This is a genomic window from Bacillus sp. FJAT-18017, assembly GCF_001278805.1.
In the GTDB taxonomy this organism is placed as follows: domain Bacteria; phylum Bacillota; class Bacilli; order Bacillales; family Cytobacillaceae; genus Bacillus_D.
On record NZ_CP012602.1, the window covers coordinates 4,588,274 to 4,612,500 of the forward strand.

A 24,227-nucleotide genomic window follows, 5' to 3' on the forward strand; every position below is an offset into this window, starting at 1 on the left:
ATTACGACAATTAAACCAATCGCTATGATGTAGCCCGTATGTACCATCCCTTTCAAGTATTCCGATTGTCGTTCACCAATTTCTGCAAATCGGGTAAAAAGGAAAGCCTGGTTAGGCTTTAATTATTTGGCTTATAGCAATTTAATACGGCCTGGCTGATTCTCTCTAAAGCTGGATTGCCTTTCTTCATTTCTTCTTCAAACCATAGTTTTCGCTCCAACGAGGTCATAGAAACCAAAGGACTGTGAATAATAACCGTTGTATTACCGATGATGTGTGTTTTACTTGTCATGTCCGCATGCCCCCTTGAATCATATGTATGCTTGCGGACAACACTTATTGCGGACATTTATTTTCACCTCTTTACTCGATGAGCCTCGTCACTTTGGATTGTTGGTACTGTAGTTATCAAATCGATAAAATTTATATTCCGGTCCTGACAGAACGCCATCAGCTTCCCTAAAAATTTTGGGCCTGCATTGCTATCTGAATTAAGTATTTTGTGCAATTGGCCGACATCCACATCCAGCATCCGAGCAAACTTGTTGTAACTACCGTCTGCCGAATTATCCATGAGTTTCCTCACTCTTGACTTATCAAGGTACATATAACAACTGCCTCCTTTCTCCGTTGATTATTTTCAACAACACACGTCTTAGATGTTGAATAAATTCAATGTTGTTTGTATTCAAAACTATAGCGCATACTATGGAATGCAGTCAACAGTTTTATTGGTAATATTTTTAAAATTTTTTCATGCCATTGAATATAGTCAATAGAAAGATTAAAATGAAGTTGTAGTAGGGGGTGTATTAATGTCCGAATTTAATAAAGAGGAATTTGGCCAACTCCTTTCAAAAGCGAAAGGTGACCGGTCTATAAATGCGTTTGCCAAGGAGTCAGGGGTAGATTCAGCCCATATATCGAGATTGATTAGAGGAGTGGTGGATAGCCCGCCAACACCCCAAACGATAAAAAAGCTCACCGATCATGCAGAGGGCAATGTGACTTACAACGAATTAATGCTAGCTGCCGGGCATCAGGACGAAAGCGCTATTTCCCTATCAGATATCGCGAATCAATTAGGGATTGGAGTCGAGACGGTTAGGAGTGGCTCAGGGAAGACAGGTACAATGCTAAGAGGGAATCCGGAAATATTTGAGGATATGGTTAAGCAATATTTAGAAATACATGGGATTCGCATTGATGAAGTTAGAGAAGACAGAGTTAAGGACCCTGATTTCATCATACCTACTCCCCCTTACGGTCCAACGTATGCCAGAGAAGATTTCGCTAAAATAGAAAGCGTGTTGTCTGTGCCAGTTCTTGGATATATAGCAGCAGGTCAGCCAATCTTTGCCCAAGAACATATTGAGTCCTATACTATGATTCCGAACCCAGGGCACTACAAAGATGGTGAAATTTTTATCCTTATTGTAAAAGGGGATTCAATGGAAGGCAGCCGAATTTATGAAGGCGACAGAGTCGTTGTAAAAGTCCAACCTGAGGTCGAAAACGGAGAAATTGCTGTTGTAAATGTTAACGGAGACGAGGCCACTTTGAAAAAAGTGAAAAGGTATGAAGATGGTTCTGTCTGGCTTATTTCTACAAATGAGAAATATGCACCTATACCGCTGAATGATCGCAAAGCAAGAATTGTCGGCAAAGTGATCCAAGTAATATTCGTTCCATAAAAGCCTTTTAGGCTTTTCTTTTTTTCGTTCCGATGATGGCTAAGTTTATTTAGTATAGAGGTGAATTAAATGGCATCAAGACTTTCAGGTCTACACATATTCATATATCTTAGGAAAAGCCGTTCAGATGTTGAAGAAGAACGTAGAGCTGCAGACGAGGGCTGGGCGTATGATACGCTAGCTCGCCATCGAAAAAACTTGATGGAAGTAATAAAACGAGAGGGTCATGTCCTCGTTGATAAATTTGAAGAGCTGGTCACTGGCGAATCTATAGTTGAACGTACCGAGCTCCAGAAGATGCTCAAGCGCATGGACGAAGGCGCAGTTGACGCTGTACTTGTAATGGATGTAGACCGCCTTGGTCGGGGTGATATGTATGATTCGGGAATTCTTGACCGCGCTTTTCGCTACAATAATGTCAAACTACTTACCCCTACTGAAATATTTGATCCGGAGGAAGAATCTTGGGAGTTGGTTTTCTCAGTCAAGTCTCTCGTAGCCAGACAAGAATTGAAATCTATTACGAAACGGCTCCAGGGAGGAAGGCGTGATAAAGCTAAGAGCGGTAAATCTATTTCTAAAAAACCACCATACGGATATTTGAGAGATTCCAATTTAAAGCTCTATCCTGACCCTGAAACAGCTTGGGTTGTTAAGAAAATATTCGAATTGACTGTAAGTGGACAAGGGCGACAAGCCATATCAAACTATTTGGACAGTAAATCCATTTCGCCACCAGACCCAAAACGCGAATTTTGGTCTCCCTCAACGATAACAGCGATAATAAAAAATGAGGTTTATATCGGGAAAATTATTTGGGGAAAGATTACTTACAAAAAACGCGGGGGTAACTACGTTAGAAAAGTAATGAAACCCGAGGAGTGGATCGTAAAGGAAAATGCCCACGAGCCTCTTGTTTCCAACGAACTTTTTGTAGCTGCAAATACAGCCCACACAGGTAGATGGAGAGCATCTACTAACACAACTAAAACATTATCAAACCCACTTGCTGGGATACTGAAATGTGAGCTCTGTGGATTTACAATGCTTCACGGCCACAATAAAAGCAGACCGAACGCTTCTGTTAGATGCAATAAGCCTAGCTGCAGGGGGAAACAAAAATCCGCACTACTCCCATTAGTAGAGGAAAGAATATTAAATTCTCTAGAGGAATACGTAAAAGAATTCGAGGTAAAAGTTAGTCATTCCGCAGAAAGAGAAAATTTAAGTCCTCAATTGGGAAAGCTTCTCTTGAAAAAGGAGAAAGAAAAAGCAGAATACACCAAGCAAAAAAACAAGCTGCACGACTTTTTGGAAAGAGGAATTTATGATATAGATACTTTTATGGAAAGGCAAGCCACGATTGGAGATAATCTAAAAACAATTGAAGCTGAAATGAAATCCATACAAGACGAAATAGAAATAGAACGAGTTAGAGAAAAACAAGTTCTGGATTTCCTTCCCCGGACATTAAAAGTTCTTGAAACCTATAGGCAAACAGATGACATCGTAAAAAAGAATCAACTATTGAAATCAGTGCTTGAAAAGGTTACTTACCGTAGGCACCCGGACTCAAAGAAATCAGATGAATTTGAAATTCAGCTTTATTTAAACATATAGGCAGCCCAAAAGGCTGCCTAAAATTTTGTATGTAGCATTAATAGTTGTACTGATTTACCTCGCCGTACCCAAACATATTGGATACTTTCATTAATTCCTCAACAAGCTTGACGCACCTTGCATTGTCCGAGGTCAAGTTGTCACCGTCCGAGAAATGGAACGGATAAATATTGAATTTCACCGGGTCGTACTTTTGATTGATCAATTCAAGTGCTTTCCTGTATGCCGAGGAACAGATGGTACCGCCGCTTTCCCCTTTCGAGAAAAAGTCTTCCTCGGATACAACTTTGGCTTCTGTGTGATGGGCGATGAATTCAATCTCAACTGTCTCATATTTGGTCCTCAGGAACCTTGTCATCCAGAAGAAGAAACTGCGAGCCATATACTTTTCCCATAGTCCCATCGAACCGCTAGTGTCCATCATTGCAAGGACGACAGCTTTGGAATCCGGTTTAATAATTTCATTCCATGTCTTGAATTTCAAATCTTCTTTGTAGATTGGGTGGAATGCTGGCTTGCCGTACATCGCATTTCTCTTGAAGGCAGACATCATCGTCCGCTTTTTATCTATATTTCCCATTAGCCCCGTCTTGCGGATATCATTGAATTCAATGTGTTCTACCTGATGCTCCTGCTGTTCTTTCTTCTTTAGGTTAGGCAATTCAAGTTCTTTAAATAACGCTTCCTGCAGCTCCATCATGGAAACTTCCGCTTCAAAATAGTCCTCTCCTGCCTGGTCGCCTGCCCCTTGCCCTTTACCTGGTCCTTTTTTGTCACCGGACCCATCCCTGGCAACAACATCGCCTACTTTGGATTTGCCATTTCCCTGGCCGACATGCTTGTTTTTATCATAGTTGTAACGGATTTTGTATTCGTCCAATGAACGAATCGGTATTTTGACTACATCACGGCCATTTGACATGATAATACTTTCCTCGGTAATCAAGTCTGGAAGATTATTGCGGATTGCCTCCTGGACTTTTTCTTGATGCCGTTGCTGGTCATCGTGGCCTTTTCGGTGGAGGGACCAATCTTCCTTTGAGATCACAAAATGGTGATTGTTCTCATCGTTCATTCCAAACCCCTCCTTATTAAGTTTTTTTAAAGTTTTTCTTCACATGTTCCAGCTTTATGCATAAACTATGATGGTGCCCAAAATGAATGATAGTAATGATTGATTACTCTATACTATGCGAAAACAGTAGATAATTTACAAATTATTTTGAAAACTAACAGTAAATATATGGTATACAATATAAGCTGAGAAAAAACCTCCGCGTTAGTTGCGGAGGTTTTCGTCTTCTTCTTCATTTTGTATTGGATCTGGATTCTTTCCATATTCCTCTTTTAATTCTTGATTAGAACGGCGATTCTCCATTTGTTTACCCAGATTTTTAATATCTTCCATATCGGGTGCCATAGACCCATTTTTAGGTTGATAGTCTTTATCAAGGCCTACATTTTTCTTATCCTTTTCCATTGGTCTCACCTCTACCCGTCTAATTCCCCGATATGCATTTTAATAAACTATAAGCCGGATGCTATTTACGTGCATCCGGCTTAAAACTTTCCTTTAATAGGCTAGCGGTTTAACAGGCTGCCGACATATCTAAGCAGTTCATTGGCAGATGTTGAATTATAGCCATGTTCATCAATCAGGCGGGCGACAACATTATTAATCTTCTTCAGCTGCTGCTCATCTGGCGTTTTCGAGGATGTCGTAATTTTGACAACATCCTTCAAATCTGCAAAAAGCTTCTTCTGAATCGCTTCACGCAGACGGTCATGGGAGTTGTAGTCAAATCGCTTCCCTTTCCTTGCATAGGCGGAAATACGGATCAGTACCTCTTCACGGAATGCCTTCTTCGCATTTTCAGAAATGCCAATTTGCTCCTCAATCGACCTCATCAGCTTTTCATCAGGTGAAATTTCCTCTCCGGTAAGCGGGTCTCGGAGTTTAGACTTGTTGCAATATGCCTCCACATTATCAAGATAATTATCCATAAGTGTTTTTGCGGACTCCTCATACGAATAGACAAATGCCTTTTGGACTTCCTTTTTAGCAATCGTATCATACTCTTTCCTGGCTAAAGAGATATAATTCATATACTTCTCCCGAAGCTCAGGTGTAATTGATGGATGCTGATCCAGGCCATCCTTCAACGAGCGAAGGACATCAAGAGCATTAATGGACGTCATTTCTTTGCGAATAATTGTTGAGGATATCCTGTTGATAACATATCGCGGATCAATTCCGCTCATTCCTTCATCCTGGTATTCCTTTTTTAACTCTGCTACGTCCGCGGCATTATACCCCTCTACACTTTCCCCATCATAAAGCCTCATCTTTTTAACAAGGTCAATGTCGCCCTTCTTAGGTTCCTTCAGCCTAGTAAGAATCGTAAACATTGCCGCCACTCGTAATGTATGAGGTGCAATGTGTACATCAGCAACATCACTTTCACGAATCATCTTATCGTAAATTCTTTCTTCCTGAGATACCTTTAGGTTATATGGAATCGGCATGACAATGATTCTTGAATGGAGTGCTTCGTTTTTCTTATTTGAGATGAACGACCTGTATTCAGTTTCGTTCGTATGGGCAACGATTAATTCATCAGCACTGATCAGCGCAAACCTGCCTGCCTTGAAATTACCTTCCTGTGTCAGGGAAAGCAGGTGCCAAAGGAATTTTTCATCGCACTTCAACATTTCCTGGAATTCCATCATCCCGCGGTTCGCTTTATTCAATTCACCGTCAAACCGGTATGCACGCGGGTCCGACTCGGAACCGTACTCGGCAATTGTCGAGAAATCGATGCTTCCAGTTAAATCGGCGATATCCTGTGATTTAGGATCCGAGGGGCTGAATGTTCCAATTCCAACCCTCTTATCCTCTGAAAAGAAAATCCGTTCAACCTGGACATCCTCAATTCTGCCTCCATACTCTTCCTGGAGACGCATCATATTAAGTGGAGATAAATTCCCTTCAATCCTGATTCCATACTCGTCAAAAAAGTCTTTTCTTAGATAGTGCGGTACTAAATGAAGCGGATCCTCGTGCATTGGGCAGCCCTTAATCGCATAAACAGCTCCCCTGTCCGTATGCGAATAAGCCTCCAGCCCTCTCTTCAACATGGTTACAAGTGTGGATTTACCGCCCGAGACCGGCCCCATCAGCAGCAAAATCCGCTTTCTGACATCCAGGCGTTTTGCCGCAGGATGGAAATATTCCTCAACCAGGCGCTCCAGAGCTTCCTCAAGACCAAACAACTGCTGATTGAAAAATTCATACGATTTTTTGCCCTTTTCTTTTGCGATTCCGGCATCCTTCAACATATTATAAACCCGTGAATGTGCGGATTGGGCAACCCATGGCTTCTCTTTCAGCAATTGTAAATATTCTCCGAAGGTACCTTCCCAGCGAAGCTTTTCTTCCTCTTCTCTGTACATCTCGATTTTTCTTAAAATATCCATAGTGTAAAGTCCTCCCCCTGTCGCTAAAATCAGAGACGATTACTATACTCTATGCGTCCACCCAATTGAACATGCAACTGACCTCCCGAAATATCCTCGCTAAAAAAGATAGTAATTCATTTCCACAAACGATTTGTTAAGCTATAATGGTTTTGTATTATTTATTTTGATCTTGACGGGCAAAGGGGGCTTATTAATACCATGAGACTAGTTTTAATTCTTGGCGTTGCCGTTACATTCCTCGCAGCTATTTTCACATCCGGATATGATGATAAGCCGGGAACAAATAGCAAATAGGTAAAAAAAATCAGTCGGTGTTTTTCACCAATTGATACTATTTTAAAGCGGACGACTGCATGTTAAATGGAAAAGAGCTGCCCTTGGAGGCAGCTCTTTTCTTTATTTTTACTTTAAATTCATTTTATTTCTTTGTACAAATTCCTTCATATACATTCGGTTTTTTCGCTCCAGCATTCCCGCTATCTGACTGGACCAGGTATCACGCCGCTTCCCTTCAGTCCGTTCCTTATAATAAGCAGAAATAAGCTGATCATACTCTTCAAGCTGATGTAAGTAAATTTCTTTGTCCTGTTCGTATCCATCTTCATGATAAATATGTTCAAAAGGAAGCCGAGGCTTCTTTCCTGGCGCTTGCGCTGGATATCCAACCGCAAGACCAAACAAGGGGATAACCCGTTCAGGAGTCGAAAGCAGCTTCTTCACTTCCTCCAGGTCATTTCGGATCCCACCGATATAGCAGATTCCTAGCCCCATTGATTCCGCTGCAGTCGCCGCATTTTGGGCTGCAAGGGAAGCATCAATTAATGCCACCATGAATTTCTCAGTGCTTTCAATCGAATCGAGTACATCCTGTTCCTGTGTTTCACCAATTAGAGCGTGTCTATATAAGTCAGCACAGAACACAAAAAAGTGTCCGTTTTTCTCAACGTACTCCTGATTTCCGACGACTTCGGCCAAACGCTTCTTTTTCGCCTGATCCTTTACACCGATAATAGAATAAGCCTGAATAAAGCTCGATGTCGAAGCAGCCTGGGCGCTCTCAACAATGGCGCGTATTTGGTCGTCCGTTAATGGCTTGTCCTCAAACTTGCGGATTGAGCGGTGGTTAAGCAGTGTCTCAATGATTGGATTCATGAGTTACGCTCCTTTGCACTAGAGATATTCTGTTATTTAAAAAGCCTGCGCGGGTCGCAGGCCTACAACAGTTCAGGATAGTTTTGCTGCCTTAATGCTTCATAAACAAGAATTGCAGCCGTATTTGAAAGGTTCAGGGACCGTATATGGCTATTCATCGGAATTCGAAGACACCTTTCCAAATTGGCCTCTATAACTTCGTTAGGCAGGCCTGTGGTTTCCTTGCCAAAAATGAAATAGTATTCCTTTTCTGGGTCACTAAAGTCAAATGTTGTATGGGGCTTTTCTCCAAACTTTGTTATATAAAAAAACTCTCCGCCTCTTGCTGACTTATAAAAGTCATCAAAAGAATCATGATAAACCAGCTTCACATGTTCCCAATAATCAAGTCCAGCTCTTTTCAGTTGTTTGTCGTCAGTTGAAAAGCCAAGTGGACGGATTAAGTGGAGATATGTACCTGTACCGGCACATGTTCTAGAAATATTTCCAGTGTTCGCCGGGATAAGTGGTTGATATAAGACAACGTGATTCGCCAAGATGTTCACTCCTTACAAGAAAAGCCCAAGCGCCTTCGTGACAGGCAAAAGGCGCCTGTCCCTGCGATGATGAATCATAGAAGATTTCCTTTGTGGTCATCGCCGTATAAACTGGAGGGGCTTCGACTGAAATAAAGGAATCACGAAGAGCGTAAGCGTGTTCGTGCATGACTTATCGCAGGGAGGAGACCTGAAGTTTGCGCACGTGTAGGCGCTAGAGCTAGACATTTTTAAAATGATATACGTTATTATACCACTCCCACCACCTCTTACAACTATTCGCGGCTGTCATCAACGATCGTATAAAACTTATATTTTATTTTTGGAGTATACGCGGACGAATCCGTATAAGCCCAGTATCTCATCCGGCTATTATACGTATGGGCATTCACAAGTGGCATCCCGTTTGCATCCTTCGCAACGACAATGGTGTTATGATTATATCTTCCATCTCCTTCAAAGTCATAGCAAATGACATCACCCAGCAGCAGTTTATCCGGACTTGATACCTCCCTCGCCCGGAGCCCTGATTTCGAAGTACCCAAATACAAGCGCAATGAATTTGCAACCGACCAGCTGAAGCTCCAATTATTACTGCGCATCCACCAGCCCTGGCCACGGTTGGGGTATCCCCTCATTGGCGCTCCTCCTGCATGAAGACATTGAGATATAAAATTGGTGCAATCCACCTCAAACTTTTTAAATGCCGGATTGTATGAATTCCACCAGCGCTCTGCGTATTGTACCGCCTTCCGCCTGTCATACGTATAAGACGAACGGTCCCCCCCACTTATAGAGTCAAGCAATAAATCCGTGGAAACGGCGACAGCAGGCTGGACGGGAAATACTTCACTATCTCTGGACAATGTTCCGTTCTTAAAGTAAGCTTCTCTCGTTTCGACCTCTTCTTCAATATACAGCTTCCCGCCTTGCTTTATAAGATTTTGGAAATGGACCTCATAAAGGACCTTTTGCCCGTCTGCCTCCTTTGATTGTTTGCAGATTCGGCCAAACCCCCGGGTTTTAACTATTTCAGCATCCCGTTCAATACAGCACTGTATTTTTCTCATTGCCTTTTCATCCTTGCATTCTTCAAGTTCACTTACAAATTCGCTTACCCTTCTTTCTAGCATTTGCTGTAATTGATTTAACACTCTTACCGCCCCCTTTCCTACCATTCATATGAAAAGGGAGACAATTTTAGGCAAAAAAATAAGAATGGCAAATGAGCCATCCTTTCATTTATTTCATCATTTCAAGACCCTTTTCAATCTCTGTCAGCACATCGTTATCCTTCTCGGTAGTGAGCATTGAAGAGAGAATTTCCTTCGCCTCTTCACTCCCGATTTTACCCAGCGCCCATGCGGCTGTTCCCCTCATGACTGGCCGAGGGTCTTTTTTGATAACCTCTTGAAGTTCACAAATAGCGCTCTCATCCTTAAAGTGGCCAAGTGCAATAATCGCATTGCGCTGTATGGGCTTCTTACCGCGCCACGATCCCGCAACAGTACCAAACCTCTGTTTGAATTCTTTATTACTCAGGGTCAGTATCGGTTTAAGAAGAGGCTTTGCAACCTCTGGGTCCGCCTCCATCTCCCCATGGAAGTGAAAGTCCTTTCCTTTGTTGACCGGGCAAGCGGTCTGGCAGGAATCGCAGCCGTATATCCGGTTGCCAATCTTGTCTCTGAATTCGTCAGGGATAAAATCCTTTGTCTGAGTCAAAAAAGCAATGCATCTCTTTGCATTAATCTGCCCTCCCTGTATAAGAGCCCCAGTTGGGCAGGCATCCAGGCATTTCGTACAGGAACCGCATTGTTCCTCCATTGGCAAATCGGGTTCAAGCGGGAGACTTGTGATCATCTCTCCAAGGTACACATATGAACCATATTCAGGAGTAAGGATCGAGCAGTTCTTTCCGCTCCAGCCAATCCCAGCCCGCTCAGCAACTGCACGGTCAGCCAGTTCACCAGTATCAACCATAGACTTCATCCTTGCGCCCGGTACCTGTTCAGAAATGAACTGCTCAAGCTGGTTTAACTTATCCCGGAGAATATGATGGTAATCAAGCCCCCATGAAGCACGGGCGAATATTCCCCTGCGTTCTCCCTTTGTGCTTATTGGCCGGTCATGCATTTTTGAAGGATAGGCCAGCGCAATTGCAATAATTGACCTCGGCTGGTCCATGAGCAAGCCAGGATTGGTCCTTTTTTCAATATCAGGTTCTTCAAAGCCGGACTGGTAGTTCAATTCCTGCTGTCGGATCAGCCTATTCTTTAGCTCTGTGAAAGGGTCTGCGGTCGTAAAGCCGATTTTATCTATGCCAATCGTCTTGCTATATGCAATTATGTCTGCTTTTAGTTTTTTGTAATTCAAAGGTTTCAACCTCCCTTCCAGGATATTGTATCTATATGAAACGCTTGACTGTGGAAAAGGGGCGGAGCTGCGCCGGACGGGCAGACTCCAGATTATAGTATATATAAAACAGGCTAAAATAAGTAAATTCCTTGGCTCCACTCACACCGCCTTATTTTTTGTGCCAGTTTCTCTGGACACACAAATCACTTTCATGAATAGGTTGTGCGGAAATTAATGTGTAGTTTTTGGGAGCATCCTTTATATGATAAACTATTTTTACAGATATTTGGAGGTGTAGTGATTGGAAATTCACATTGCAAAGGATTTATCAGAGCTCATTCCCAACTTTAAATTAGGGGTAATTTTCTATAGCGGAATCAATGTTGGCGAATCACCACAAATGCTAAAGGGAAGACTCCAGCTGTTTCAGGAATCAATTTTCTTTGATCTTGAGGGGTCTTCAGTGGCAGAATTGGAAGGACTGAAAGAGTGGCGGCAAATATTTAAAACAACTGGAAAAGACCCAAACCGATATAGGCCTTCAGTTGAGGCCTTGTACAGACGAATTGGGAAGCAAAATTTTCTTCCTTCAGTACAAAGCGCAATTGACTTAAATAATTTTTTTTCGCTTCAATATCAAGTGCCAATCGGTATTTATGATACAGACCAGCTCAAGGGGGATGTCTCTGTAAGGCTCGGAAAATCAAGTGAGGAATATACAGGTCTGAATGGACGGTCAAATTCCCTTGATAAGTTAATCGTATCCTCTGATCAACTCGGCCCTTTCGGCAGCCCGTTTGTAGATTCAAGCCGGGCCTCTGTTTCAGAAACTACAACTAATGCTTTGCAGCTTATTTATTTACGGCCATCAACAAACTATAACGATGCGCAAAAACTAACAGAATCCTTGATGAAAATGTTTGTTCAAATTCATGGAGGAGAGGGCGATTTTACAATAGTCGAATCAGTATAAAATTAAAAAACGCAATGCCTCGTCTTATACGAAACACTGCGTTAGTAAACTAAGGTAAGTAAAAACAGTTTGTGCTTTTTTTGGGAGCCTTAATCAGAAACTGCGATTAAAAAATGCTCGAATTTTGTCGAAACCTTAATGACAATATTCATAATACTATTTATGACAAAACCATGTCAACTTAAAATAGTGAATGAAAAGCCTTACATAAAATATTTTTCACCTGGTACTATTACCCATTAGGTATTAGAAGACAAGTGCAGTGGCAGAAGAGGTATTTATCGGTTCCTCTTTTTCTCGGTCAATCCTATATACCAGCATACTTCCACAGTCTAGGCGGGAATACTTAAGGACCTTAAGGACAACCCTATCCATATACTATGTAAGGAGGAACAAATATGGATATAATTGACCCGCAGAATCTTAAAGCTGGGGATGAGGTATTCGTAATATATAACAATCCTCATACACCAACTGTATCTAATATACGCCCGGCAGAGATTGTACCTCATCCAAAAGATCCAAACGCACTCGCATTATTTATTAATGAGACTCTTCACGTAATTGAAGATGATGATGCATTGTTCACATCAGAAGCGGCGGCAGAAAAGGCCTTCAATGACCACTACTCTTAACCGAGCTTAATAAGAAGTTATGAGACCCATGTTGTTTTATGGGTCTCTTTTTATTTTTAGTTAAAGACCCTTCCCTATCAACTTTCGGAAAAATCGGTTTATTTCGTCTTCTTTACGGTTAAAGAAGATTGGTAAGGATATTTTCAAAAAATTTACATCATATCAGGAGGAAAAGTTATGCCGAACAAAAGTAAGAGTAAACTATTTGCTGCCCTTACCTCGGCTGCACTGGCGTTATCATTAGCAGCCTGCCAATCTTCATCAGACACTTCGGGAAAAGACTCAGAATCTGACTCTGCAAATAAAGACAAAAAGGTTAAGATTACATATGCCCGCGGAGCTGATTCAACCGGTAGTACGGAAAAATTAATCGAGGCATTCGAAAAGGCTCACCCAAACATTGATGTCGAGTACCAGGAAATGCCCAATGATAGTGGACAGCAGCATAACCAGTACGTTACTGCTTTTAGCTCCCAGAGTGATGAAATCGATGTATTTGATGCTGATGTAGTTTGGCCAGCTGAATTTGCCCAGGCAAATTATGCCCTGGAACTGGACAGGCTGATTGAGAAAGATGGAATCAAGATGGATGATTATTTCCCTGCAACAGTACAGGCTGGAAAATTTGGCGGAAAACAATGGGCAATGCCTAAATACATGGATGCCGGACTCCTCTACTATCGAAAAGACATTGTGCAAACCCCTCCTAAGACGTGGGATGAACTAATCGCTGCCGCAAAAGAGGGGCAGGGCAAGGAAGGAACAAAGTTTGGTTTTGTTCTCCAGGCAAACCAGTATGAAGGCCTTGTGGTCAATGCTATGGAGTTCATCGCCTCTTATGGCGGACAAGTTATTGATGAAAACAACAAGGTAGTCATCGACAGCCCTGAGTCGATTAAAGGATTAACAAAAATGGTGGAAGTAGTGAATACCGGAATAACTCCAAACAATATCCTGACCTTTACGGAAACTGAAACTGAAACAGCCTTTATTGAAGGACAGACAGCACTTGCACGAAACTGGCCGTACATGTATAGGTCAGCTGCTGACAAGGAACGTTCTAAGGTCCTGGATAAGGTTGGCTTTGCCCTTCTTCCTGCCGGCGACAAAGGCTCGGCTTCCACTCTCGGAGGGTACATGACAATGATTAACCGCTACACTGATGAGCCAGAAGCCGCTTGGGAATTTGTTAAATGGATGACCGGAAAGGAAGGCCAAACCATATCCGCCGTTGAAGGAGGAAGAGCCCCTACCCTAAAAGCCCTTTACGAGGACGAAAAAGTTAAGGAAGCAGCACCAGTGTTTGGCAATGAGGAATTTGTCAATGTCTTGCACAGCGCTGTTCCCCGTCCGGTTACTCCAAATTACCAGGAGGTTTCGGATATCATGCAAATCGAAATTTCCCAGGCTTTGACCAAGAAAATAACTCCTGAACAAGCAATTAAAAACATGCAGCAAAAAATGGAGGCTGCTTTAAACAAGTAACCGTGGAGGTGGGTGTTTCGCGCACCCGCCTTTTTCTTTTAATAATACATTTTCCTGTATAGAGAGGTGTTAGCTATGTCAAAAATTCCCAGGCAGGGCTTCAGCCTAAATGAAAAGCAGCTGGGCTATATGATGGTTCTGCCTTCCTTGCTGTTAATCATCGGAATCATCATTTGGCCTATTACCCAATCTTTTTGGAACAGTTTGTTTGACTACCGCCTGAATGACCCAGCGAGGTCACAAAAAATGCTGACGGATCACATTGACCTTGAGAGATATGCAAACAACTATTATTATTTATCGAATTCACTTGAAGAATTGGCAGGGAGCAGCGATAGCCCCGAAGTTCAGCAGACGTTATCCGCTGTCCAGAATGATATTGAACAACAGCACACCAATCTTTTGAGCGATAATGAAATAAAAAATAAATACAACAAGGTAAACGATTTGATTGCATCCTTTAAACCGGTAACAGATTCGGAATTGAAATTTACAAAACTTGAATCTGATAGTGCCGAAAGTTATACTGCTTCATTGGATCAAGCTGAAGAGAAGATAGCCTCTCTTGAATTAGGGAGTGAACAGGACACTACAGCTAATGATTTAACACAGCAAATCAAGGAAACCAGGGCTTCGATTTTGAAATCAAACTTTATCGGATTTAAAAATTACTCCTACTACTTCCAGGATGGCCGAATGTGGCAATCGCTTTGGAATACAACCATTTTCACAGTGGTTTCAGTGTTTTTTGAGCTAGTCATCGGTTTAATGATTGCACTGCTCATAAACAGAGCGTTTTTTGGGAGAGGCGTTGTCAGGGCGGCTGTCCTGATCCCATGGGCTATTCCGACTGCCGTATCGGCTATGATGTGGAAGTATTTATATGATGGACAATCCGGAATTATCGCCCACTATTTCGAGAAATTCCATCTAATTGAGAGTGCAGGCGATTTACTGACAACAGGAGCTGGAGCGATGTTCTCAATTATTTTTACAGACGTCTGGAAAACGACTCCGTATATGGCTTTGCTCCTGCTGGCCGGGTTACAAACAATTCCTTCATCCCTGTATGAAGCAGCCCAGGTGGATGGAGCAAATAAATTTCAGCAGTTTTTTAAAATTACCTTGCCGCTGCTTAAGTCGTCCATTTTAGTCGCGCTGCTATTCAGAACACTGGATGCTTTTAGGGTGTTTGACTTAATTTACGTACTCACCGGGGGCGGCCCTGCGAACTCGACAGAATCCATTACGGTATATGCATATAAAACTCTTTTCTCGCAGCAAAACTTCGGAGCAGGATCTGTTCTTTCCGTCATTGTTTTCCTTGCCGTTGCTTTAATTAGTATGATTTACATCAAATTTATCGGCTCGGATCTTTTTGAAGGAAAAGTGAAAAACTAGGAGGGTAGAGGAATGAAGAAAAAAGCTGGAATTCCATTTTTTCTATTTTTAATAGTGTTTATATTTTTTGTGATGTTTCCCTTTTTATGGGTCTTTCTCACCTCAATTAAGCCGCCTGGCGAGATTTTTTCATCCTTTGCCTGGTTTTCGGATAACCCAACAATGGAATCCTATGAATCAGCCCTGACTACGAGACCGCTTTTGACCTACATGAAAAACAGCTTTATCGTAGCAGGCCTGACCACATTGATCGCCATCGTTTTTGCGTCCTTTGCAGCGTACGCACTGACCAGGCTGCCAATTAAATTTAAAGGTCTCATCCTGGGAATCGTATTGGCGTCTTCGATGTTCCCTCATATCGCAATCATGTCGCCAATTTACAATTTCGTAACTGACTTTCATTTAAGGAACACCTATATCGGGCTTGTCATCCCATATATTACATTCAGCTTGCCACTGGCTATCTGGCTACTTTCAACCTTTTTTCAAAAAATACCATTCGATCTTGAAGAGTCGGCAAAAATGGATGGGGCTACCCCATTCCAGTCGTTCAGAAAAATCATCTTTCCACTCGCCGCTCCAGGCGTTTTTACAACAGCCATTCTGGTCTTTATCGCGGCATGGAATGAATACTTGTTCGCGCTTACCATTAACTCTAAAGAAACGTCTCGTACAGTTCCTGTAGGAATTTCACTTTACCAGAGTGATTATACTGTTCCCTGGGGAGATATTACTGCCGCAACAGTCATTGTAACCATTCCGATCGTTATACTAGTATTGATTTTCCAAAGACAGATTGTTTCCGGGCTTACTTCCGGTTCTGTGAAAGGGTAAATGAACTAAAGTAATTAAGAAAGCCTTACTCGAGTAAGTAAGGCTTTTTTTATATAATCCCGAATGCCATTTTAAAACCTCAAAAGGCTGCTCTTCACCTTTTGGGGCATCCCCTTTTGCAAATCCTTCTCATATTAATCGGACTCCTTCAATATTCAATAGTCCGAATAATTTTATTCCTGTCACTTTTAGTCTTAATAAGGACAACCTCCTTACTTGTATAATTAACCAGCACTTATATACTTAATAATAGTTGGAATATTTTGAAATAATCTAAAAAGAAGGAGGTTCTAAATTTGAAACGTGTATTTTTTGTTCTAGTCTCATTTGTTTTGCTTGCCTCGGTTTTTATAACTCCACAGCCTATTAATATTCATGCAGAAACAAACGGTACTCAAGGCTATGTGAAAAAATTAGGCGTACCTCATTACACCATTGGAATTTTCTCAAGTGCTTATGGTGAGGGCCCAAATGGGACTCAGGCTACCTTTGTTGCATCAGGCGGGGTATTTAACGTGATCAATACGGTTACTGGGGAGAGAATGGCTAGCCATAAGCTAAATAACACAAGCTCAATTTGGGGAATAACCGTCGATCCTTCGGGTTTGGTTTATCTTGCTGATACGACCAACCTCTTCCGTTATGACCCCCAAACAGATAAGCTTGAGGACCTTGGACGAGCAACACAAACAGAATCAGCAACATGGGGAATCACATCTGATGAAAATGGCCGTATTTATGGCGGCACGTACCCTAATGGGAAGGTATTTATGTATGATCCAAAAACAAATGCTTTCACTGATTTCGGCCCAATGGCTGAAGGTTCAGGCTATGCAAGAGATGTTCAAGTGTATAATGGCAAACTTTATGTTGGTCTCGGAATTGAGCAGCACCTAATCGAATTTGACCTGGCCACCGGAATGAAAACTGAAATCCTTCTACCGGAAGAAAACCAAGATGAGGGCACCCCTTATGATGTAGATATCCGCGGGGATTACTTATTTACTCGATTAGAAAGGTCAAGTTCCCTGTTAGTTTATGATCTTGTAAATAAAACTTGGGTTGATGAAATTACAAAAGTAAAGGGCAGCATGGTCTCTCCTCTAGATAAGGATAATAAGGTATATTTTCACAAAGGAACTACACTCCATTCCTATGATTTAGATACTCTTGAATTATCCGCAACAGGGCTTAATGACACATGGAGCAGCAAAGGGTTCGGTTGGATTGAACTTGATGTACCAGGCTTTGAAGGTCTGAATTTAACAAGCCTGCGCTTTAATGGAACCTATTGGATTTATAATCCAATCACCGGTCAATCAAAAGAAATGACAGCACAAATTGAAGGGCAACCGATTAGCATTCAATCCATTACCTTGGGGCCGGATGGAAATATCTATTCCAGCGGCTACCATTCGGGCGGATTTGCCTATTATTCCCCGACAGAAGATAAGATTACAAGCTTCACTGGATTTGGACAAGGGGAAGGTATTATCGCAACTGAAGATTATTTATATTTAGGTGTCTATCCTGGCGCCAACATCTACCAATATGATCCAACACGACCATATGAACATGACCCGACAGTTCCTGAAAAGCAAACCAATCCAAAGGTCTTGTTTTCATTAAAAGGAATGGAACAGGATCGCCCATTTGCCTGGGCAGAGGGTGATGGCCATGTTTTTGTAGGGACCGTTCCTGATTATGGTGTGCTTGGTGGAACACTATCCATCATAAATGAAGCTACAGGTGAGCACGAAACATTTAGAAATGTTGTACAGGATCAGAGTATTATCTCTCTCCAATACAAAGATGGATTAATCTATGGCGGTACAAGCGTATATGGCGGTTTAGACAGTAAACCGACCGCAGATGATGCAAAGCTATTTATTTTTGACCCAGAAACAAAAGAAAAAGTATACGAAGGGACTCCGATTCCAGGAGAAAGAGGAATTGGTACCCTTGAATTTGATGACGAAGGTTATTTATGGGGTATGACTCAAGGTAAAATTTTTAAATTTGATCCAGAATCCCGTGAGGTCCTTCAGTCCAAAGAGTTGTTTAGCTATAGCTGGGAAGGAATTAGTCATTTTTGGAAAGGTCCATTCTTAGATTTTGACGAAGATGGCAACTTCTATGGTTCATCTTTACGTAAATTGTTTAAATTCAATCCAGATACCTGGGAACTAGAAATTTTGGATGACAATGCTTCACTTTACGCAAAGGATGAAGAAGGGAATATCTACTTTGCCCGCGGAGCAGAATTATTTGTATACGTAAGAGATAGTAATGCTCCAGATGTTCCAACCGTTTTGAATCCAGTAGCGCCATTGTCAACCAATGACAGGACTCCAGAAATAACGGTTGAGACTGAGCCTGGGGCAAAAGTTATCATCATTGATAAGGGCGAAGAAGTCGGTGTTGGCGAAGCGGATGAAAAAGGTATTGCAATAATCAAAACAACATCACTTACAAAGGGGATTCATAAGATGAAGGCTTATGTTGTGGATAAAGCCGGAAATGAAAGTGATATGGCTGCAATTCCACACATTATTATTAACAATGGAAAAAAGCCTAAATAAAATAATGTAGCAAAATAGGGTTGTTCCATAAGTCATTTAATCTGACTTATGGAACAGCCCCTACCTTTTTCAAACGTCTTAGCAGAACTGCACAGTGCGATTTAATTAAACTTTGGTAACCAATCACCATGTGCTTCAATGAGGTCATCACATAATGAAACAATATCATCAAGTGATAGCTCTGCTGCCGTATGTGGATCCAGCATGGCAGCCTGATAAATATATTCTTTTCTTCTAGTCATTGCTGCTTCTATTGTAAGTAATTGCGTATTAATATTTGTCCGATTTAAAGCAGCTAACTGTTCTGGAAGCTCCCCAATATAGGTAGGAGCAACCCCGCTAGCATCAACAAGACAAGGAACTTCCACACATGCTTTTTCGGGCAGATTACTAATCAAACCACCTGTATTTAGGACATTACCCCCAAATTTAAACGGTATATCTGTTTCCATTGCCTCAATAATGCGTGATCCATATTCATGTGAACGCTCATGCGATAAATTTTTATTATCAACCAAGTCTTTACGCATGTTTTTCCAGTCCTCAATTTGATTGACGCATCTTCTTGGATATTCATCCAATGGGATATTAAAACGATTAATTAACTCCGGGTACCTGCTTTTAATAAAGTACGGGTGATACTCGGCATTATGCTCCGAGGATTCGGTAACATAATAACCAAAATGGTTCATTAGTTCAAAGCGAACCATATCATTATGCTGCATCTTTTGTTTTTCCTTTGCTTTTTTCTTGATTTCTGGGTACAAATCCTTTCCATTTCGGGTAATCTCCAACAACCATGCCATATGATTAATCCCAGCAATCTTCCACTGTACTTTATCGGTTGGCATTTCCAACGACTCTAACAGTCTGCTGGCACAAACTTGGACACTGTGACATAATCCAACTGTTTTAATATTTGTATACCGTAACATCGTACCAGTCAAAACCGCCATTGGATTCGTATAATTTAAAAACCATGCATCTGGACAAACCTCTTCCATATCTTGAGCAATGTCCATCATGACCGGGATAGTCCGTAAACTACGGAATATCCCCCCTATTCCAACTGTATCGGCAATGGTTTGACGCAGGTTATATTTTTTTGGTATCTCAAAATCTATTATTGTACCTGGGTCATACCCGCCAACATGAATCGTGTTAATTATATATTTCGCGTTTCTTAAAGCATTCTTGCGGTCAGTATAAGAAACAATGTTCACGGTCGATTGAAGATTCTTCTTTAAATTAGTCAACATTGCTTCAGATTCTCTTAATCTTTCATGATTTATATCATATAATGCTAATTCAAATCCTTGAAGCGCTTCCACAGTCATGCAATCTCCCAATATATTTTTTGCAAATGCTGTGCTCCCCGCTCCAAGGATGGTGATTTTAGACATTTACGTTTCCCACCTTATTTAACTAAAGTTTCCCGTACTCAATTAAGTTTATCTTTACTTTGTAAGCTCAGCCTTAATCGCTTCTTCCGCGGCTTGAATCGCTTCTTTTGGGGTCATATCTCCTGCCATCATTGCCTGGATTTGAGCCTGAATTACTGGCATGACTGCCCTGCCTTTTGGATGGATGACTCCTGGGCGAACATATTGTGTGTTCTCTGCGATCTGACTTAAATATTTTTCATCTGCAAAAATATCTCTCGCAGATTCTCTTGCAGGGATAAACTTGGTAAGCTTATTAAACTTTCTTTGATTCTCTGCATTTGTTATTGTCTTTAAAAACTCAGCTGCTGCATCCGGATTATCACTATTAGAAGGAACGACAAACATTCCAGTGGTACCATAAGCTACTTGTTCCTTATTTTTTAGAGGCGGTGAAATGACGAAATTAAAATCTTCATTCTTCTCCAACTCAGCTATTAAATCTGCGGAACCCATCCTGGCTAACATTTTCCCGCCAAACCACAATTCATTATGATCGGTTGCAGTGATTGAATCCTCAGGAATCCAGCCTTTTTTATACATGTCATTTATAAATTCAAATGCCTCTAAGCCTTCCGGGCTGTTGATCAAAACTTCATTATTTTCGTTAACAACATCTCCACCTGCCTGCCATAGCCATGGATATAACGTGTGATTCATCGATCCGCCACCTGGATAACTCATTGCATAAAACCCTTTGGCCTTCGCTTTTTCAGCCCATTTTTCAAATTCTTCCCATGTTTTCGGAAGATTATTTGGATCTTCCCCGATTGCTTTAATTACATCAACATTATAAAAAAATGTAGTTGCTTCTTGTAATATAGGAAGGCCGTATGTTTTATCCTTCCATTTAGTTGCAATTAATGCAGTATCAACAAAATCATCCATATCATTGTCTTTCAAATAAGGATCCAGTTCTAATAACATGCCCACATCAGCATATTGCGGCATCTGATCAGGAATAGCATAAAAAACATCTGGACCCTTTTTAGCTGCCAGTGCTGTAAGTATCTTCTGATCCCGGTTTGGCCATGGTATTGTCTCAAAATTTACCTTAACGTCAAATTTTTCTTCATAAGAAGCAATTATCTCTTCCCACATTGCCTCTTCTAATTCCGGTCCACCAGTATATGGATGCGCCCAAACCGTTATTTCACCGGATATTTCTCCTTTTTTAACGTTCCCTTTCGACTTTTCATTCGAACTGCATGCTGATAATGCTAAACCTAAAATAACAAGTAATAAAAGAAGACTAAATTTTTTCATCCCCTAAACCCCTTTCCAGTTTTAAAAAAATTTACCGAAAGCACGATATAAGAAATAGGTAAGCGCTCTCAAATTAGAATTTAAGAATTTCCCCCTTTCAATAGATCCTTATTTCTAACAAAAAGGTGAAGATTTCCTTTCAATTTCCATCCCTTCTAATTTTAATCTTACTGAAGATTGGTAGGTTATCCCACTGTTTTTGCTGTCGAGAAAGTGACCTTAAGTCGATTGATATTAAAATGTTAGAAAACCGACGGTTATAAATTTTACATATAAAATCCTAATATGGCATACGGAACGATTTTAATCAGCTTATGCAGTTAAGCGCCTATCAATATAAAATTCTGTACAAAAAGTGGATTATAAAGAATTAGAAGATGTCTTAGTAAAAGGCAAATATTAGATTGGGGAAGTTTTATTTGAAGTGTGAAGAAAAGTAAAAAGGCCTCTCACTTAATAGTGAGAAGCCTTTTCACAAAAAACATTCCTGCTGTTGGTTGATACCGGTGGCCGGGGTCGAACCGGCACTCCTCTCGGAACACGATTTTGAGTCGTGCGCGTCTGCCAATTCCGCCACACCGGCATAATAATGAATTGGTCTTTTTGGAGGCGGCAACCGGATTTGAACCGGTGAATAAAGGTTTTGCAGACCTTTGCCTTACCACTTGGCTATGCCGCCGGACTAAATGGAGCGGAAGACGGGATTCGAACCCGCGACCCCCACCTTGGCAAGGTGGTGTTCTACCACTGAACTACTTCCGCAATTGACTGGGCTAGCAGGGATCGAACCTACGAATGACGGAGTCAAAGTCCGTTGCCTTACCGCTTGGCTATAGCCCAATATTGCAAAAACTAAAAGGGGCGACTGATGGGAATCGAACCCACGAATGCCTGAACCACAATCAGGTGCGTTAACCACTTCGCCACAATCGCCATAAATATAAAATTGGCAGGGGTAGTAGGAATCGAACCCACACCAAAGGTTTTGGAGACCTTCGTTCTACCTTTAAACTATACCCCTAAAATGGTGGAGGGGGACGGATTCGAACCGCCGAACCCTGAGGGAGCGGATTTACAGTCCGCCGCGTTTAGCCACTTCGCTACCCCTCCAACAAATGGTGCCGGCGAGAGGACTTGAACCCCCAACCTACTGATTACAAGTCAGTTGCTCTACCAATTGAGCTACCCCGGCATAAAACTATAAATGGTGGCTCAGGACGGAATCGAACCGCCGACACATGGATTTTCAGTCCATTGCTCTACCGACTGAGCTACTGAGCCATAATACCATTTTTGACAACATATTTAAAGCGCCAATTTTTACAAGTAAAAAATGGCGGTCTGGACGGGACTCGAACCCGCGACCTCCTGCGTGACAGGCAGGCATTCTAACCAACTGAACTACCAGACCGTATTGCGGGGGCAGGATTTGAACCTGCGACCTTCGGGTTATGAGCCCGACGAGCTACCGGACTGCTCCACCCCGCGACGATAAAAACTTATGGTGGAGGATGACGGGATCGAACCGCCGACCCTCTGCTTGTAAGGCAGATGCTCTCCCAGCTGAGCTAATCCTCCATTTATGGTGACCCCTACGGGATTCGAACCCGTGTTACCGCCGTGAAAGGGCGGTGTCTTAACCGCTTGACCAAGGGGCCAATATCTATTAAATATGTAATGGCGGAGAGCAAGGGATTTGAACCCTTGATACGCGGTTAGCGTATACACGATTTCCAATCGTGCTCCTTCGGCCACTCGGACAGCTCTCCATTTTGGCTCCGCAGGTAGGACTCGAACCTACGACCGATCGGTTAACAGCCGATTGCTCTACCACTGAGCTACTGCGGAATATTAAAGCCTGGCAACGTCCTACTCTCACAGGGGCTTACGCCCCAACTACCATCGGCGCTGAGAAGCTTAACTTCCGTGTTCGGGATGGGAACGGGTGTGACCTTCTCGCCATAGTCGCCAGACAATGAAGACATATATTATTATAATGCCTTTTTGAAATTTTTCAAGGGGAAATTTATTCCCTCAAAACTGGGTAATCGTAAGGAAGAATCAGAAGAACATCAAGTAATCAAATATGGTTAAGTCCTCGATCTATTAGTATCAGTCAGCTCCACACGTCGCCGCGCTTCCACCTCTGACCTATCAACCTGATCATCTTTCAGGGATCTTACTTCTTGCGAATGGGAAATCTCATCTTGAGGGGGGCTTCATGCTTAGATGCTTTCAGCACTTATCCCGTCCGCACATAGCTACCCAGCGATGCCTTTGGCAAGACAACTGGTACACCAGCGGTGCGTCCATCCCGGTCCTCTCGTACTAAGGACAGCTCCTCTCAAATTTCCTGCGCCCACGACGGATAGGGACCGAACTGTCTCACGACGTTCTGAACCCAGCTCGCGTACCGCTTTAATGGGCGAACAGCCCAACCCTTGGGACCGACTACAGCCCCAGGATGCGATGAGCCGACATCGAGGTGCCAAACCTCCCCGTCGATGTGGACTCTTGGGGGAGATAAGCCTGTTATCCCCGGGGTAGCTTTTATCCGTTGAGCGATGGCCCTTCCATGCGGAACCACCGGATCACTAAGCCCGACTTTCGTCCCTGCTCGACTTGTAGGTCTCGCAGTCAAGCTCCCTTGTGCCTTTACACTCTGCGAATGATTTCCAACCATTCTGAGGGAACCTTTGGGCGCCTCCGTTACATTTTAGGAGGCGACCGCCCCAGTCAAACTGCCTGCCTGACACTGTCTCCCACCCCGAT

General features: G+C 42.2%; 17 protein-coding genes, 15 tRNA genes, 2 rRNA genes and 1 pseudogene (1 of these 35 cut by a window edge). 8 read left to right on the top strand and 27 right to left on the bottom strand.

From position 1 onward, the window contains the following. Positions 1–118 precede the first annotated feature (118 nt). Complete coding sequence (locus AM500_RS21530; RefSeq protein WP_053601070.1) at positions 119–349, bottom strand: hypothetical protein; 231 nt, start codon at positions 347–349, stop codon at positions 119–121. Between the two features lie 466 nt (positions 350–815). Between AM500_RS21530 and AM500_RS21540 the strand changes: the two genes are divergently transcribed. Next, entirely contained in the window at positions 816–1,694 is an 879-nt protein-coding gene (locus AM500_RS21540; protein ID WP_053601072.1) for a S24 family peptidase, read from the top strand. 69 nt (positions 1,695–1,763) lie between these two features. After that, entirely contained in the window at positions 1,764–3,314 is a 1,551-nt protein-coding gene (locus AM500_RS21545; protein WP_053601073.1) for a recombinase family protein, read from the top strand. A gap of 43 nt (positions 3,315–3,357) precedes the next feature. Here AM500_RS21545 and yhbH read toward each other — a convergent pair. The 7 genes and pseudogenes from yhbH to queG form a co-directional block, all read right to left on the bottom strand. Next, a pseudogene (gene yhbH, locus AM500_RS21550) lies at positions 3,358–4,389 on the bottom strand (sporulation protein YhbH); the annotation flags it as partial. Between the two features lie 204 nt (positions 4,390–4,593). Beyond that, positions 4,594–4,794, bottom strand: coding sequence for a hypothetical protein (locus AM500_RS21555; protein WP_043931462.1), 201 nt, complete (start codon positions 4,792–4,794; stop codon positions 4,594–4,596). A 101-nt stretch (positions 4,795–4,895) separates the two neighbouring features. Continuing rightward, positions 4,896–6,791: a PrkA family serine protein kinase gene (locus tag AM500_RS21560; RefSeq protein ID WP_043931463.1), complete on the bottom strand. Its 1,896-nt coding sequence runs from the start codon at positions 6,789–6,791 to the stop codon at positions 4,896–4,898. 405 nt (positions 6,792–7,196) lie between these two features. Next, positions 7,197–7,946 (bottom strand): oxygen-insensitive NADPH nitroreductase, encoded by a 750-nt coding sequence (gene nfsA / locus AM500_RS21565; RefSeq protein ID WP_053601074.1) that lies wholly within the window; start codon positions 7,944–7,946, stop codon positions 7,197–7,199. A 62-nt stretch (positions 7,947–8,008) separates the two neighbouring features. Continuing rightward, a complete protein-coding gene (gene trmL, locus AM500_RS21570) occupies positions 8,009–8,482 on the bottom strand; it encodes a tRNA (uridine(34)/cytosine(34)/5-carboxymethylaminomethyluridine(34)-2'-O)-methyltransferase TrmL (RefSeq protein WP_053601075.1) in 474 nt (157 codons plus the stop codon). Positions 8,483–8,757: 275 nt separating this feature from the next. Continuing rightward, on the bottom strand, positions 8,758–9,636 hold the full coding sequence (locus AM500_RS21575) for an amidase domain-containing protein (RefSeq protein WP_053601076.1): 879 nt from the start codon (positions 9,634–9,636) through the stop codon (positions 8,758–8,760). An 88-nt stretch (positions 9,637–9,724) separates the two neighbouring features. Next, complete coding sequence (gene queG, locus AM500_RS21580) at positions 9,725–10,855, bottom strand: tRNA epoxyqueuosine(34) reductase QueG (protein WP_053601077.1); 1,131 nt, start codon at positions 10,853–10,855, stop codon at positions 9,725–9,727. A gap of 283 nt (positions 10,856–11,138) precedes the next feature. Here queG and AM500_RS21585 point away from each other — a divergent pair, with 283 nt between their 5' ends. From AM500_RS21585 to AM500_RS21610, 6 genes are all read left to right on the top strand, one after another. Next, positions 11,139–11,810: a B3/B4 domain-containing protein gene (locus tag AM500_RS21585; protein WP_053601078.1), complete on the top strand. Its 672-nt coding sequence runs from the start codon at positions 11,139–11,141 to the stop codon at positions 11,808–11,810. A gap of 398 nt (positions 11,811–12,208) precedes the next feature. Beyond that, positions 12,209–12,445, top strand: coding sequence for a transcriptional regulator SplA domain-containing protein (locus AM500_RS21590; protein ID WP_053601079.1), 237 nt, complete (start codon positions 12,209–12,211; stop codon positions 12,443–12,445). A 177-nt stretch (positions 12,446–12,622) separates the two neighbouring features. Next, positions 12,623–13,930, top strand: a complete 1,308-nt coding sequence (locus AM500_RS21595) for an ABC transporter substrate-binding protein (RefSeq protein WP_053601080.1) — start codon at positions 12,623–12,625, stop codon at positions 13,928–13,930. 75 nt (positions 13,931–14,005) lie between these two features. Beyond that, positions 14,006–15,331, top strand: a complete 1,326-nt coding sequence (locus AM500_RS21600) for a carbohydrate ABC transporter permease (RefSeq protein WP_053601081.1) — start codon at positions 14,006–14,008, stop codon at positions 15,329–15,331. A gap of 12 nt (positions 15,332–15,343) precedes the next feature. After that, complete coding sequence (locus AM500_RS21605; protein ID WP_053601082.1) at positions 15,344–16,165, top strand: carbohydrate ABC transporter permease; 822 nt, start codon at positions 15,344–15,346, stop codon at positions 16,163–16,165. Positions 16,166–16,461: 296 nt separating this feature from the next. After that, the gene (locus tag AM500_RS21610) at positions 16,462–18,747 is read left to right on the top strand and encodes an Ig-like domain-containing protein (RefSeq protein ID WP_053601083.1); all 2,286 of its coding nucleotides are present in this window, start codon (positions 16,462–16,464) and stop codon (positions 18,745–18,747) included. Between the two features lie 101 nt (positions 18,748–18,848). On the opposite strand, the gene AM500_RS21615 is transcribed toward AM500_RS21610, so the two are convergent. The 19 genes from AM500_RS21615 to AM500_RS21705 form a co-directional block, all read right to left on the bottom strand. Next, positions 18,849–20,150, bottom strand: coding sequence for an alpha-glucosidase/alpha-galactosidase (locus AM500_RS21615; protein ID WP_053601084.1), 1,302 nt, complete (start codon positions 20,148–20,150; stop codon positions 18,849–18,851). Positions 20,151–20,204: 54 nt separating this feature from the next. Next, the gene (locus AM500_RS21620; RefSeq protein ID WP_053601085.1) at positions 20,205–21,455 is read right to left on the bottom strand and encodes a sugar ABC transporter substrate-binding protein; all 1,251 of its coding nucleotides are present in this window, start codon (positions 21,453–21,455) and stop codon (positions 20,205–20,207) included. Between the two features lie 501 nt (positions 21,456–21,956). Continuing rightward, positions 21,957–22,038 (bottom strand) — tRNA-Leu (locus AM500_RS21625). 21 nt (positions 22,039–22,059) lie between these two features. Then, a tRNA-Cys gene (locus AM500_RS21630) sits at positions 22,060–22,134 on the bottom strand. Positions 22,135–22,142: 8 nt separating this feature from the next. Next, positions 22,143–22,217 (bottom strand) — tRNA-Gly (locus tag AM500_RS21635). Between the two features lie 6 nt (positions 22,218–22,223). Continuing rightward, a tRNA-Gln gene (locus tag AM500_RS21640) sits at positions 22,224–22,295 on the bottom strand. A 20-nt stretch (positions 22,296–22,315) separates the two neighbouring features. Then, positions 22,316–22,388: transfer RNA gene (locus AM500_RS21645), tRNA-His, on the bottom strand. 14 nt (positions 22,389–22,402) lie between these two features. Further along, positions 22,403–22,476, bottom strand: a tRNA-Trp gene (locus tag AM500_RS21650). 4 nt (positions 22,477–22,480) lie between these two features. After that, positions 22,481–22,565 (bottom strand) — tRNA-Tyr (locus AM500_RS21655). A gap of 6 nt (positions 22,566–22,571) precedes the next feature. Then, positions 22,572–22,647 (bottom strand) — tRNA-Thr (locus tag AM500_RS21660). Positions 22,648–22,660: 13 nt separating this feature from the next. Next, positions 22,661–22,736, bottom strand: a tRNA-Phe gene (locus AM500_RS21665). A gap of 53 nt (positions 22,737–22,789) precedes the next feature. Beyond that, positions 22,790–22,866, bottom strand: a tRNA-Asp gene (locus AM500_RS21670). A gap of 3 nt (positions 22,867–22,869) precedes the next feature. After that, positions 22,870–22,943: transfer RNA gene (locus AM500_RS21675), tRNA-Met, on the bottom strand. A gap of 14 nt (positions 22,944–22,957) precedes the next feature. Further along, positions 22,958–23,033 (bottom strand) — tRNA-Val (locus AM500_RS21680). Between the two features lie 5 nt (positions 23,034–23,038). Then, a tRNA-Glu gene (locus tag AM500_RS21685) sits at positions 23,039–23,113 on the bottom strand. 20 nt (positions 23,114–23,133) lie between these two features. After that, a tRNA-Ser gene (locus tag AM500_RS21690) sits at positions 23,134–23,224 on the bottom strand. A gap of 4 nt (positions 23,225–23,228) precedes the next feature. Beyond that, a tRNA-Asn gene (locus tag AM500_RS21695) sits at positions 23,229–23,303 on the bottom strand. Positions 23,304–23,311: 8 nt separating this feature from the next. Then, positions 23,312–23,428: ribosomal RNA gene (gene rrf / locus AM500_RS21700) — 5S ribosomal RNA — on the bottom strand. Between the two features lie 113 nt (positions 23,429–23,541). Continuing rightward, positions 23,542–24,227: ribosomal RNA gene (locus tag AM500_RS21705) — 23S ribosomal RNA — on the bottom strand (it continues 2,248 nt past the right edge of the window).

Coding starts and splice junctions, on each gene's coding strand:
- AM500_RS21530 (WP_053601070.1), bottom strand. CDS start 349: ATGTCCGCAATAAGTGTTGTCCGCAAGCATACATATGATTCAAGGGGG.
- AM500_RS21605 (WP_053601082.1), top strand. CDS start 15,344: ATGAAGAAAAAAGCTGGAATTCCATTTTTTCTATTTTTAATAGTGTTT.
- AM500_RS21595 (WP_053601080.1), top strand. CDS start 12,623: ATGCCGAACAAAAGTAAGAGTAAACTATTTGCTGCCCTTACCTCGGCT.
- AM500_RS21590 (WP_053601079.1), top strand. CDS start 12,209: ATGGATATAATTGACCCGCAGAATCTTAAAGCTGGGGATGAGGTATTC.
- AM500_RS21540 (WP_053601072.1), top strand. CDS start 816: ATGTCCGAATTTAATAAAGAGGAATTTGGCCAACTCCTTTCAAAAGCG.
- AM500_RS21615 (WP_053601084.1), bottom strand. CDS start 20,150: ATGTCTAAAATCACCATCCTTGGAGCGGGGAGCACAGCATTTGCAAAA.
- AM500_RS21620 (WP_053601085.1), bottom strand. CDS start 21,455: ATGAAAAAATTTAGTCTTCTTTTATTACTTGTTATTTTAGGTTTAGCA.
- nfsA (WP_053601074.1), bottom strand. CDS start 7,946: ATGAATCCAATCATTGAGACACTGCTTAACCACCGCTCAATCCGCAAG.
- AM500_RS21545 (WP_053601073.1), top strand. CDS start 1,764: ATGGCATCAAGACTTTCAGGTCTACACATATTCATATATCTTAGGAAA.
- AM500_RS21600 (WP_053601081.1), top strand. CDS start 14,006: ATGTCAAAAATTCCCAGGCAGGGCTTCAGCCTAAATGAAAAGCAGCTG.
- AM500_RS21560 (WP_043931463.1), bottom strand. CDS start 6,791: ATGGATATTTTAAGAAAAATCGAGATGTACAGAGAAGAGGAAGAAAAG.
- AM500_RS21555 (WP_043931462.1), bottom strand. CDS start 4,794: ATGGAAAAGGATAAGAAAAATGTAGGCCTTGATAAAGACTATCAACCT.